Origin of the sequence: Blautia hydrogenotrophica DSM 10507, assembly GCF_034356035.1 — a bacterium.
Lineage (GTDB): Bacteria > Bacillota > Clostridia > Lachnospirales > Lachnospiraceae > Blautia_A > Blautia_A hydrogenotrophica.
In genome coordinates, this window is the sequence record NZ_CP136423.1 from 2,077,877 (window position 1) to 2,091,295 (window position 13,419).

The 13,419-nt window shown below is 48.0% G+C and carries 9 protein-coding genes and 1 riboswitch; all 9 genes read right to left on the reverse strand.

What is annotated here, in order from left to right:
* Positions 1–99: 99 nt before the first annotated feature.
* Positions 100–3,135: a leucine-rich repeat protein gene (locus BLHYD_RS09645; RefSeq protein ID WP_005946306.1), complete on the reverse strand. Its 3,036-nt coding sequence runs from the start codon at positions 3,133–3,135 to the stop codon at positions 100–102.
* Positions 3,136–3,337: 202 nt separating this feature from the next.
* A riboswitch (cobalamin riboswitch) is annotated at positions 3,338–3,520 on the reverse strand.
* Between the two features lie 726 nt (positions 3,521–4,246).
* A complete protein-coding gene (locus BLHYD_RS09650) occupies positions 4,247–4,675 on the reverse strand; it encodes a hypothetical protein (protein WP_005946312.1) in 429 nt (142 codons plus the stop codon).
* An 8-nt stretch (positions 4,676–4,683) separates the two neighbouring features.
* Positions 4,684–5,442 (reverse strand): hypothetical protein, encoded by a 759-nt coding sequence (locus tag BLHYD_RS09655; protein ID WP_005946314.1) that lies wholly within the window; start codon positions 5,440–5,442, stop codon positions 4,684–4,686.
* A 125-nt stretch (positions 5,443–5,567) separates the two neighbouring features.
* Positions 5,568–5,960 (reverse strand): hypothetical protein, encoded by a 393-nt coding sequence (locus tag BLHYD_RS09660; RefSeq protein WP_040350304.1) that lies wholly within the window; start codon positions 5,958–5,960, stop codon positions 5,568–5,570.
* 374 nt (positions 5,961–6,334) lie between these two features.
* Positions 6,335–7,933 carry a hypothetical protein gene (locus tag BLHYD_RS09665; RefSeq protein WP_196795158.1) on the reverse strand — a complete coding sequence of 533 codons (1,599 nt, stop codon included), beginning with the start codon at positions 7,931–7,933 and terminating at the stop codon, positions 6,335–6,337.
* 32 nt (positions 7,934–7,965) lie between these two features.
* Positions 7,966–8,844 carry a leucine-rich repeat domain-containing protein gene (locus BLHYD_RS09670; protein ID WP_005946322.1) on the reverse strand — a complete coding sequence of 293 codons (879 nt, stop codon included), beginning with the start codon at positions 8,842–8,844 and terminating at the stop codon, positions 7,966–7,968.
* Positions 8,845–8,878: 34 nt separating this feature from the next.
* Complete coding sequence (locus BLHYD_RS09675) at positions 8,879–11,290, reverse strand: transglutaminase-like domain-containing protein (protein ID WP_005946324.1); 2,412 nt, start codon at positions 11,288–11,290, stop codon at positions 8,879–8,881.
* A gap of 14 nt (positions 11,291–11,304) precedes the next feature.
* Positions 11,305–12,471, reverse strand: coding sequence for a DUF58 domain-containing protein (locus BLHYD_RS09680; protein WP_005946326.1), 1,167 nt, complete (start codon positions 12,469–12,471; stop codon positions 11,305–11,307).
* Between the two features lie 12 nt (positions 12,472–12,483).
* On the reverse strand, positions 12,484–13,413 hold the full coding sequence (locus tag BLHYD_RS09685) for an AAA family ATPase (protein ID WP_005946328.1): 930 nt from the start codon (positions 13,411–13,413) through the stop codon (positions 12,484–12,486).
* Positions 13,414–13,419: the final 6 nt, after the last annotated feature.

A 13,419-nucleotide genomic window follows, 5' to 3' on the forward strand; every position in this document is an offset into this window, starting at 1 on the left:
ATTCCTGATATGAAGCTGCCCCATACCAGGAATTTCCTCTTTTCTTGTCATTATATTGTCTATCTACTCAGATTACAAGATGGTTTCCTCTTTCTCAGACTATTTTACCTTCACGGTCTTCCAGTCAGAGTAAGAGCCAAATACTTTCTCTCCATTCACGGTACGATATGCACGCATGGTGTAGTAGTAAGTCTGGCCGGACTTCAAGCCGGTGTTGGTGTACGAAGTCGTGCTTCCCTTTCCGATCTGAGTCACATAATGCCATTTTCCGTTCTCGGAAGTCTTGTAGTAGATACGGTAACCGCTAGCTCCATTTACCTTATTCCAGTTCAAGGATACTTTCTTACTTCCGGCAGTCGCCTTTGTGATCACCGCTTTCTTCGGAACCGCTTTTCCGGTCTTTCCTTGGGAGTACGCTCCGAATACTTTCGTCCCGTCTACGTTGCAGTACGCACGTACATAGTAAGTATAGTTCTGTCCGGTAGTCACTCTTGTATGTACATAAGAAGTATTTCCAGTCTGGGTTGCATATTTCCATCCTGAATTACCGGTCTTATAGTACAGACGATAACCATCGGCTCCTGCCACTTTATCCCAGGTCACCTTGATTCCATTGTAACCCCAGGTCTGAGTCTTGCTGATGGAAGCCTTCGCCGGAACTGCTTTCGCCATCAAATTGGTCACATACTTGCTATATATGGTGCCGCCCCATCTGTTGCTGGCTGCTTTTACCGTATAATAATACGTCGTTCCCGTCTTCGCTGTCTCATCTGTGTAATTCAGGTCAGTCACTGTGGCAATCCGTGTGAAATGTCCGCCTTTGACTTTGCGGTATACCAGATAACTGTCCGCATTATCCAGGGCCTTCCAGGTCAGTTTCACACTGTCATAGCCAACGCTCTTAGCGGTGACATCCACTTTTGCATTCTGGAAAGCTGCTTTCGCTTCATCCGATGGTTTTGTCACAGTGACATTCACACTGGAGAAGGACTGACCGCCGCCTTTTGCAACAACCGTCAGTTTCAGACTCGTGCTTCCCTCTCCGACCGCTTTGACATTTCCTTCGTCATCTACGGTCGCAACAGATTCATCTCTAGACTCCCAATGTATGGACTCAATCATGTCCTCGCTCCCTGAAATCAGACGGTAGCTTGCTTTTCCAGTCTCTCCCAAGTTCAAATTAATATCTTCATGCTGTGCAAAAACACCCAGTGGTCCGTCAGGATTCACGGAATTCGTCGCATTTTTAGGAATTTCATAACCATCTGCGTGAGGAGAAGCCTGGGCCTCATCCGGGCAGTTCGTCTGATAAGGAAGATATCCGTCATAGCTTCCCAGGCTAATAATTGCCTGCAATCCAGAAGCTCCCTTTGGGCAGTAAGGAATCTCATTGGTGTTCGGTCCAAAGGTATTGTCTTCTTGCTTGAAGGTCAGCAGATAATCCACCAATGTCATCTCTGTATCCGGGTCTTCCTTGTAGATATAATCTTCATCAGCATTCACGTCAATGCCATAAGCACGCAGGGCTGCGATGACCATCGCTACATCTGCCGGATCCTCTTCTTCTCCCACCACGGTCACAAAGAGTTTCCCTGTGCTCTTGAATTTCTCACTGATCAGCTTCATAGACGTGTCAACTGCTTCTCTGACTTCGTCATTCTCCGTATAGTACGGTGCCAACACAAGCATCGTCTGTGCCGTCGCATACGGATGCCAGTCAAAAGTATTTTTGTCAAAGAAATGCCAGCCTCCTTTTTCATCCTGGCTGTCCAAAATGTGCTTTATGATCTTATCTCTGGTCCAGACCGCATTGGCGGGAAGCTCATGATTTCCACTGTCATAGGCAGCCAATGCCAACGTCCAGTCTTCCAGCTCTGAACCCATCTCATCCTCAGGGTGGTAGGCCACCAGATTCTGATATACTCTGACACTCATTAAGGCAATTAAATCGACAGTCTTCTCGCCGCTCGTCACCTGTGACGCGTCCAATCCCATCGCGTTAATTGCGATCGCAGCCATCGCCAGCTCACTGGTATCCAGATAAGGAGCTGTCGCCATCTCCACCGCTCTTGCGCAAGCATCTGCCTTCTCTTCTTCTGACAGTGTCTCACCCGCATTCACACGGTTCAATAGATCCCAGAATGCGTTGTCACTCTTAGCCTGATCCAGGAGAGCTGCTCTGATCGCATTCAGTTCATCCACGTGTTCCTCCCTAAACTGCACGTCCATATACAGCCACGGATCCTCGAAATATCCTTCCGCCCTTGCCGGAACACTCACGATCATATCATCCGGACAGTTATAAAAGGCGTTCGTATCCGTAGACGCCGGCGCATCTCCTCCCATCACCACGTCCATCAAAGGGCATTGACCGAACGCATACACTTCAATCGTGTTGACGCTGGCAGGGATTGTCACTTTCTCCAGCTTCGCACCATAGAACGCCTGCGACCCGATCTTTTCCACGCCATCCGGAATCACACATTCCTTCAGCGCTGAGCAACTCATGAACATGCTGGTGCTTATTTCTTTCAGAGAAGCCGGCAGCTGAATACTCTCCAGAACTCTGCACATGGAAAATGCTTCACTGCCGATACTGGTCACGCCGTCTGGAATAGAGATCTCACCCAGGCTTATGCAGTAGTCAAAAGCATTTTTTCCAATGCTGGTTACGCTGTCCGGGATGGAAATCTCTGTCATCTGCATACATCTTCTAAAGGCTCTGTCGCCAATGCTCGTGACCCCGTCTTCGATCACAACCGTCTTGATGCTGTCCACCAGCTCAGACCACGGCGATGCGTCTGCGACAGAGTAATCCGTCATCTCCCCGCTTCCGCTGATGCGCAGCTCTCCGTCCTCAGAGAGTTTCCATGTCACGTTTTCGCCGCAGGTACCTTCCTGTACCGCAGCTTCCTCTGCCAACACCTCGGCAAAATCCTCAGCTTCAAAGGGCTCCTCTTGGGATACAGAACTGGAGAAGCTTTCCTCAGCCTTCCCTGAGGCCTCCTCCTCGCTCTGGAATGACGCCTCAACAGCCACATCCTCAGCTGCCAGTGCAGTCACCGGCACTCCTGTAGCAGCAATGGCTCCCGTCATCAATAAAGCCATAAATTTTTTGTACGCCTTAAATTTCATTTCTTTCTCCTTTTTACTCGATCGTTATTTTTTGAAAACATCTGCGAGCGAATTTTTTTCCTCCTTTCCTGCTCTCCTCCGCAAAAAGCCGAAAAAAGACAAAAAGATAGCTTCATCCTTTCTCCCGCAGAAAGGACTACGCTATCTTTTCTATAATAATATAATATGGTGACTCGGTCTTTCGCCTGCCGTACTCACAAACGTTTTCCCCTAGGCTTTGTTATGTATCCTGACTTAAGTTCTTCCTACTAGAACGCCTTCCCAGAGTATCCTCCAGTGGCATATCGTCCGTTCGTCCCTCTTACAGTAGAGATAGGCTGTTCTGGATTCTCACCAGATTCCGTTAAATAGGTATCAAAACCTAACCAAAGCCTCTATTCATTTTGCGTAATTATTATATCCCTCTTTTCTGGCCATGTAAATCTTAATTAATTACAATTATATTAAATTTTCATTTCGTTTTTTTTAATTCCCTTATTTCACCTTCACGGTCTTCCAGTCGGAATAGGAACCGAAGATCTTCTCACCATTTACCGTGCGGTATGCCCGCATAGTGTAGTAGTACGTCTGCCCGGATTTCAGGCCGGTGTCGGTGTAGGAAGTCGTGCTTCCCTTATCTCCAGTACTCCCCCTCTTTGGTGAAGTAGCCTTTTGCCTCGATTTTGTAACGATACTCGCCTGGCGCTAGATAATAGATTCCGAATTTTCTGGTCTCGATCACCTGATCTGCGTTGCTGTATACCGTAAACTTCTGATATTCTGGAAAATTTGCATTAATGGAGAACGTTACTTTCGTTCCTTTTTTCCATCTGCACGGCGATGGTCCGTGAACAGCTCGCAGAATTCTTTCCTTCGTTGAAGGTACTTGTCACCGTCTGATAATTATCCGCCATCGCCAGATAGTTCTACTCTCCAGGTGTCAGTTTATGCTGCTGATTTCTCATATCAGTTGGTATCCGCGTCCTCTCCCTATACAAAGAGAAACTCTCACCTCAATAACAAGCCGGTATCTCCGATGGTGAAGCTTCCAGTCTCTGTCTGATAACCTCCTTTTATATAAAATTAAGATTTGTTCACAATTTATTTACTCATACGTTTGTCGAGCGTTTTTTCACATTCCTGTCCGAATACCAGTCTCATCTCCGTAGACTCTACCCATGACTTTTCCGTGGATAGAGTACAGATAATGTACTTCCACTCGGTAATCTTCATCACTTTGCACATACACTACCTGATAGTAATACGCTGTCAGCGGCGAATGATTCTGAATGTGGCAAAACCGCTCAACCATCTCCTCCTCGGCCTGCTCAGACAGCTTCCGGTGGTTTGGAGAGGCATAACGAATAAAAGGATGATAGCACAGGAAAATCTGAAGTACATACGCCAAAACTAACCCCAAACAAAAAAACATGATTTTTTCACGCAGGCTCTTCTTTCTCCTCTTCCATATTTTTGAAACCACAACAGTGAATCCCAACGAGAACACAGACAGCACAAACCCATAATAAAGCCATGCATATAAGATTTCACCTTTCCACATAAAACACCTCAACTGACAAAATCCGTGTCTGAATTAAAATTCCACTGCCATATATCATAAGCACTTTCAGATACCCAATTCATATCTTCACTTATCCCTAAAGATCTAATCGGATCATGTTCTTCTGCAAATACACTCCATTCACCATGCCCAATAAAACGGTACCCTCTTTGCGCTGTTACACGAAAACGACCATCATTAGGATAACCTTGCCTCTCATTTCCATCAAATCTGGCTCTAAAATAATAGTTGACTCCTGGTTCTAAATTTGTAGCGTCATCAACTCCTACACAAAAATTAACCTCACAATCTGAATCCCCAAAAGATGTATCTAGATACTCAGAGGGTTGATTTGTGAAATAATCAAAGTCTGATGATGTATCTATATAACTATATCCACAATCTGCTTCATAAATTTCATCCATCGTATCTGGATTATAATTATAAAATGTTATTTCCATTTCCAATGCTTCATTATCATCAAACGCCAGATTTCCCAGTTCATCTTCCGAATAACAATAGGATAATTCTACTTGATGCTTACGCATACCAGAAAATAAACCTTCATTAAAAACCACGTTTACTTTTCCTGGAAACCATTGATATCCTGATTCATATCTATTATTTCCATCCCCGTAATGTGGAGAACTTAGGGTTGGTACGCACCGTGTATTTTTATTGGTTCTAGAATCATGTAACAAAATCATGTTAGCATAATTTATATGATATTGTTCATTTATACCATATACCTCTTTTGATATATCCAATAAATCGGCAGGCTCTATCTGTTTAATTACCTCAGGAGTAACTTCTATTACTTCTTTAAGGTCTTGTAAGTCAATTATTTCGTTAGTTCTAGCGCTATTTTCTTTTGTTTCAATACAGTATAACCTTACGTTTTCATTTTAATTTCAGTTCCATACATTTCAATTAATTCTTCTATAATACTATCTACTCTTTGGTTTAAAGCATCCATCAAAAATTCCTGTTGAAATACTAGACCTACCTTTATTATTTCATCTCCAATGAGAATTTCAAATACTACTTGTTTTATACAATCTTCTAATAACGTAATATTTTTCATCTCGCTATCAGAATTTCTTAAAACATTTCCATTAAAATAATATTGTCTCTTTACCTCGCCTGACTCCCAAAATGAATTATCTTCTGTATACAATTTCTCATCAATATTTTCTTTATTCGCACCTTCTGCCTGTACACCTTCTATACAAAATATATTCATTAACACAGCCAACATAATAGCTGATATAATCTTCTTTCTCATAAAACCCTCCATTTCAATTCTTTAACCTCGATGATATAATTAACGTAAACTTTCTATTTTACCTTCATGATCTTTCAGTCCTCATAAGAGCCAAAAGCCTTCTCCCCGTTCACTATCCGGTACGCTCGCATTGTAGTAATAAGTCTGGTCAGATTTCAGGTTAGTGTTGGTGTAAGAAGTCCTACTTCCTTTCCCAAGCTGGGCCGCATTGGGCCACGCATATATGATTTCACCTTCCACATAAAGCACCTCAATTGTAAACGATCTTTTGTTTATTAATACAAAGCTTCCTGATATGAGCGCTCAGACCCATACCAGGAATACTTTGCATTCCATATATAACCGGCAATAGCCTTACATCTGCTTTTGCAGAATTATTTCACCTTCACGGTCTTCCAGTCGGAATAGGAACCGAAGATCTTCTCACCATTTACCGTGCGGTATGCCCGCATAGTGTAGTAGTACGTCTGCCCGGATTTCAGGCCGGTGTCGGTGTAGGAAGTCGTGCTTCCCTTTCCGATCTGGGTCACATAGTGCCATGCCCCATTCTCGGAAGTCTTATAATAGATACGATATCCGCTGGCTCCGTTTACCTTATTCCATTTCAGCGCCGCCTTCTTGCTTCCCGCTGTGATCTTCGTAATCACGGATTTCTTAGGCACTGCCTTGCCGGTCTTTCCAGCCGAATAAGCACCGTAGACCTTGGTTCCGTTCACATTCCGGTAAGCTCTCACATAGTAGGTATAAGTCTGCCCGGTGGTGACTGACGTGTGCACATAGGAGGTGCTGCCGGTCTGGGTGGCATATTTCCATGCGGAGTTCCCCACTTTATAGTAGAGACGGTATCCGTCGGCACCGTCCACCTCATCCCAGGTCACTTTAATGCCGTTATAGCCCCAGGTTTGAGTCTTGCTGACAGAACCCTTGCCCAGCGCTGTCTTCGCCGTCACGTCAGTCACATACTTGCTGTATACCGGCTCTCCCCAGGTCTTGCTGGCCGCTTTTACCGTATAGTAATAAGTAATCCCTGTCTCTGCAGTTTCGTCCACATAGGACAGCTCTGACAAATCCTGAATCCAGGCGATACGCTTGAAGGTCTGTCCTTTCGTCTTGCGGTAGACATAATAGCTCTTTGTGTCCTCGTAGGGTTCCCAGCTGATCTTGACGCTGTGGTAGGACAGAGCCTCCGCCTTCACCGCCGGCTTGCCAGTGATAAACGCCTGATATGCCTCTTTCATCTGCTCATAGGTCTCGCGGGCCTTCACCAGAGTCTCATAGTTCGTCACCAGCTTCTGGTCTTTCTCAGAGAGGGCCTCATAGGCTTTCTCCGCCTCTGCGATCGCTTTCTCAGAATCCAGCGTCACCTCTCCGATGGCGTCGATCTTATCCATCACTTCCTGGATCTCTTCTTTCGCCTGCGCATCCTTCAGTTCTTCCAGAGCTTTCTCCGCCGCCGTCAGCTTCTCGTAGTTCGTCACTTTCTCTTTCTGCTCTGCGCTCAGGGCTTCATAGGCTTCTCTCGCCTCCTGAATCGCGCCCTCTGACTCCAGCGTCACCTCTCCGATGGCATCGATCAGATCTACGACTTTCTGCGCGCTCTGATTCTCTTCCTCCTCCAGTGCATCCATCAGCTCCCAGTAATTGCTGACATAATTCCTGAGTGTAGGGTCTTCAAAACCGGCCACCGCCGTGTCGTAGGTCTCCTTCGCGCTGACTAAAGCCTCATAGTAACCATCTTCACCTTTCTTGGCCACTGCCGCGTCGATGGTATCTTTCAGGGACTGAATCTGCTCTTTTTGCTCCTCGGTAAACTCTGGACGCATGTCGTAGAGGCTGCGCATACCGTTCAGATATCTCCAGGCAGCGATCATGCCATAGTTCGCCTGGTCTGTGGCCATGTAGTTCCAGCCGCTGCCTAGCAGATGCTCATAGCCGCCGGTATCTACCGCAAAATTCTGAATCGCATCGATCAAGGTCACCCCATTTTTGATAAAGCGCTCGTCCGTCAGTGGATCTCTTCCATAGCTTCCCCGTTTTCCACGTATTCCGTCTGCAGCCCGTATTCCCGGCAGTAGCTGTCCACCTTAGAGCCTCTCTTGCACCGTATTTTCGTACTCTTATTGGTAATCCATTCTCCGATGAATTCCGGGTCGTGGAGGATTTCCACGACCCGGAGACGGTTGCATCCGTGAAATGCCCATTTCTCGATTCTTCTCACGCTGGGAGGAATCTGAACGGCCGTCAGATTGTTGCACTTAAAAAACGCGCTGTTTCCGATAATCTGCAGCTTTGGCGGCAGCCTCAGCTCCTTCAGCCCTGTGAAATAAAAGGCTTCCTCCTCGACGGCCAGCAGCTCCTCCGGAAATTCCAGTTCTTCTAACTGCTTGCACCGGTAAAAGGCCCGCCTCCCGATCTTTCTCAAACCTCTGGGAAGCTGCAGAAAAACCAGGCTTGCACATTCCCGAAAACACTCTTCTTTCAAAATCCGTATCTCACAGTCTTTGGGAAAGACTGCCGTGCACAGCCGGGTACACTCCCGAAAGGCCTCACCGTCCATACGTTTCAGCGAGTCTGGAAAACGAACCTTGCGAAGATGTACATTCTGTGCAAAGCATCCCTGCATCAGAAATTCTACGGTCTCAGGAAAAAGCAATTCTTTTTCCAGGCTGCACTTTCGAAACGCATTTTTTCCGATGAATCTGCACTTGGGCGGAAACTTCACTCGTCTTAGCTTTACGTCGTTTAGAAACGCCTCATTGCCGATGTAAAGATATTTCTCCGGAATCGTGACACACTTTTCTTTTCTCCCTCTTGGTCCTCCCGTGTATATCACATCCAGCTTATGCATTTTCAACCACAGTTCATTTGAAAATTTCCTCTTCATGCATCACCTATCCCCTGACAGAAGAAGTTCTGTCTCAATATAAAAAGTCGATGAATTTCATCCGCAGCTTCTGTCTGATTCCCACCGTATGTAAAATACGGCTCTGAAGGTCATGGACCACAGCCTCCGTCTCCTGTCGTTCCATGGACGTGATCTCTGCGTCGCTGTAGGCGCTCAGCTGAATCACATCGATCGCTCTTTGATACCGCTGGGAAAGCTCTTCCCCGAACTTCTCCTCCAAGGTCTCCCGAACCTGGTATCTGGAGCCGTTTCCATCCCACAGCTTCACATAGCAGAGCCACCGGACCATATACTGCCCCAGCAGACACACCGCTCTTCGATGGTCCGCCTGCCTGATTTCTCTTAGGTAGGTTCTCAGCCTCCATCTTCGCACAATCACATAGCCGACCAGTGCCAGCAGCGCCAAGAACACCAGAATCAAAGCACCTGCCAGGAGCCATTTTTTCCAGTCATGGTCTTTGGACTTTGTCTGCTCCTCCGGCACATCCGGCGTCTTGTCTTGGACATTCTGCGACTGTCCGTCTTCTGCACTTCCTTCCTGTCCTTCATCGCCGATTCCGCCGTCAGCGACAATCTCATAGTCCGGCCTTTCCATCACATCAAAGTATGGAGGGGTCACTTCCATCGGTACCCAGCCGATTCCGTCCTGATAAATCTCCACCCACGCATGGGCCTGCTTGCCGGTGATGCTGATCTCCTCGTAGTCCTCGGTATCTGCCACCAGCTTTGGAGTCACCAGATAACCTTCCACATACCTCGCTGGGATTCCCAGATAGCGGTACATCATCGTGGCCGCTGTCGCATAGTGCACTGAATAGCCCTGGGAGCGGACTTCCAGCAGATTCTTTAGAAAGTCTCCAGACTGAAGAGGGGTGATCTTCTCCGAATACTTCAGATTTTTATTCAGATAGGCGGTAATCAGCGTATTCGCCTCCTCATAGGAGGCATGATTCTGTCCGCTTCTGCGCTCCACATTCAGGTGCGCTCCCAATAGAAGCTCTGTCTCCAGCGGAATCTCCGTATACTGCTCATAGACGAAAGAATTGTAATAGCTCTCATCCTCTGTGTAAGTCTTGAATTCCTCGCTGTCTTTTTCGCTGTAAAAACCAGATGCGATCTGCGGGTACTGCTTCACCAGATTTCCCGCTGCCTGATAGGTGTACACACGACTCCCCATGAATTTCTCTGACTGAAGTCTCTCGTCGCCCACATTCCGTACATCTTCCAGAGATTGTGGCTCTGTCATAAGCTCGTAGGGCGTGTACAGATATTTGCTGTTCCCATTGACATTCTGCACTGTGACCTGTACGCTCTCCTCCTTCTTGTCCGGGTTCTCCAGCCCATAGAGCGTGGCCATCTGCGTCAGCCCGTTAAAATCAGTCCTGTGAAGCCAATAGAACAGTTCTCTCTTTTCATACAGCTCTTTTCCCTCGGTCTCTTCCCATCCGGTGGACGTGTATGTACTGCCAATAAAACCTCTCAGATACATGGATGTGGGTTCATCCATCACCACTTTCAGAGCTTCTTTATCCGTCAGCTTCAGGTCGCCTAACTTATCAAACTGCCCCTGGTTAAAGGAGCTGACCGGCTCTTTTTCATAGCGCAGCTCCTGTATGGTAGCCTGCACCTTCTCCTGGAGCCCTGACACGAAGCCCAGCTTTTGGTATCCGGATTTTGATACGGCCACCTGCAATAGAACTGCCGCCCCGACAAAGAATACCGCTGTCCACACAGCCACCTGCAAAAAGGCCCCACTGCTTCCCACAGTGGCGTTGGTTTTTTGTCTGGAACCTCTCAGGAAGGAGGTATTCATCGTCAAAATGGCCCCCAGTAGCAGGATTAAGATGGGCCAACTCTTCGCTCCCATCCCGCAGACCAGCGCCAATATTCCCACCGGCAAAAGCAGCAGAAACAACACGCCATTTTTCTTGCTCTCCGTTACGCTATAACAGACAGCCGCCAGAAAAATCCCACAGATACCGGTAAACAGCTGATAACAAAGCGGCTGTACATCCGTGGCGGCCGACACCTGATAACCCTCCAGCAGAATTTCCGTGTGCTGGCCCAGAGCCTTCGTCGCATCGTTGCAGGCCAACAGGAGGCCCTGGTAGACCGGCGTCTGTTTTCCCAGTATCAGCCCCAGGGTCACCAGAAACAAGACCCCGGTGATCACGTATCCGCACTTTCGTATCCTTCCGCCCGCCAAAAGCAAAAGAAGCAAAACCACGCCCGGCAGCACCGCCCACCAGGTATAGCTGGGAAGTTCAAACACAGACAGCAGGGACCAGGCCGCTCCCAGATACAAAAGCAATACCGGAGCCGACAGATTGACTGCTGTCCATATTCGGTTCTTCCCTGCCGTATGTTCTCTGACAGAGATATGCAGTCCGGAATTTCTTTCTCTCTTTTGTCTCGTCTTACTCATAGTATTTTATCCCTTTAGACAAGCAGCTGATACAGTGACTCTTCCATGGTATCTGGAGAGAACACCGTATACTCGCCTGCCGTATTTTCCTTTCCATCTTTGCCCTCACGGCAGTGAAGCACACAGACCGAACAGAATTCCATCATTCTCTTTAACTCTTCCCCTGGCTCCTGTGCCGTCACATAGACGATATGGGCAAAGGGTTTCTCGATATATTCCCTCAGATAATAGTGCAGACTGCTGTAATCATTTCTGCCCGAAGCCAGCGCCAGCAGCCCGCCGATCATCCCTGTCAGATCGTCCTCTGAGGCAACATTCTCACAGCAAAACCGCTCCTTCTCCTGGTCATACCAGCCCAGCGCGTGAACATGGCCGCCTCCTGCCAAGGCCTGTGACACCGACAGAAACGCCTCCATCATCGCGCTGCGCACCCGGGCGGACTCCCGGCGTTTCCCCAAAATTGCAGTCTCATAGATCAGCAGAATGGAATTCTCGATGGGAAGACTCAGCTCTTTCACATAGAGATCATCCATCTTTCCCGAGAGTTTCCAGTGAATATTTTTCAGGCTGTCCCCGGGCAGATACTCCCGGACGCCGAAAATCTCACTGGGATCGTCGCCTCTTTTCACACTGGAATAAGTCACACTCTCCCAGTTTGCCGTATCGCTGTCGGTGACTGTCACCTCCATCTGAATGATATCTGGTAGAATTACCACGTGACTCTTCTCCCCTGGCCTGAGCACAACCTTCCAAAGACCGAAGACATCACTACAGCTGATGGTCTCCAGAACGACCCGGATATTTCCGCAGTACTCACTGGACAGCCCCCACTCCAGCTGCTGGGTCTTCTTCGCTGAGACCGAACAGTACACGTCCTGTCTCGCTTTCTCCCCCGTCAGACGGTTCTGAAACACCAGATGACAGCCCAGTCTGGGGAGAGGCAAGAATCCATGGTTTTCCACGCAGAGACTTCCCTTCGCCTCCTGCCCCTTCCCGGCGATGTCCTTGATCTGAAAATAACAGTGAATCTGTCTTTTCTCCGTCAGCAGCCAAAGTCCGCTGACGAGAGGCAAAATCACACTGACTGCAACCAGAAAACAGGCAATCCAGGAATCTGACCACAGATACAGAAGCAGCGAGGCCAAAAGCCAGACGATATAATAGACTCTGGATTTTATCATCCTCGTTCCTCCCTACACAAGCTCAGCCGCCTTCGTCTCTCTCACGATCTCGCCGATGATCTCCTCTGCGCTGGTATTCGATACCTTTGCACGGGGATGCAGAATCACCCGGTGCGCACAGACACTGACGAAGATCTCCATTACGTCCTCTGGAACCACATAGTCCCGCCCTTTCACGTAGGCGGCCGCCTTCGCCATATTGTTCACAGCCAACGCACCTCGCGGGCTCACACCCAGGGAAATCAACTCATGGGTCCTGGTCTTCTCCACGAGAGCGGTGATATATCTCAGGATGTTTTCTTTCACCGTCACCTGAATCACTTCTTGCTGCATATTCAACACTTCTTCTTTGGATACCACTTCATGAATTGAGTCTAGAGGCTGCTCTGTCTGACGGTCCTTCAGAATATTGACCTGACTCTCGAAGTCTGGATACCCCATGCTGAGCTTCACCATAAAGCGGTCCAGCTGGGACTGGGGCAGCATCTGTGTGCCCGCCGAGCCGAAGGGATTCTGGGTGGACAGCACGGTAAACGGCTGCGGAACCGGATAGGTCTTTCCGTCCACGGTCACGCTGCCCTCCTCCATGACTTCCAAAAGAGCCGCCTGGGTTTTGCTGGATGTACGGTTGATCTCGTCCGCCAGCAGCAGGTTGCACATCACGGCTCCTTCTTTGTAGACGAAGCTGTCCGTCTTCTTGTCATAGATGGAAAAACCCACCACATCCGAAGGAATGACGTCCGGTGTGAACTGGATTCTCTTATATTCCATCCCCAGTGCCTTGCTGAACGCCAGGGCCAGAGTGGTCTTTCCCACTCCTGGGATGTCTTCCAGCAGAATGTGTCCCTTTGCCAAGATCGCCATCAATACATTTTTGATGACATCCTCTTTCCCTACGATTACCTTCTGTACTTCCTGTACCAAGTTTTCCGTTAAATTCATTTTTTC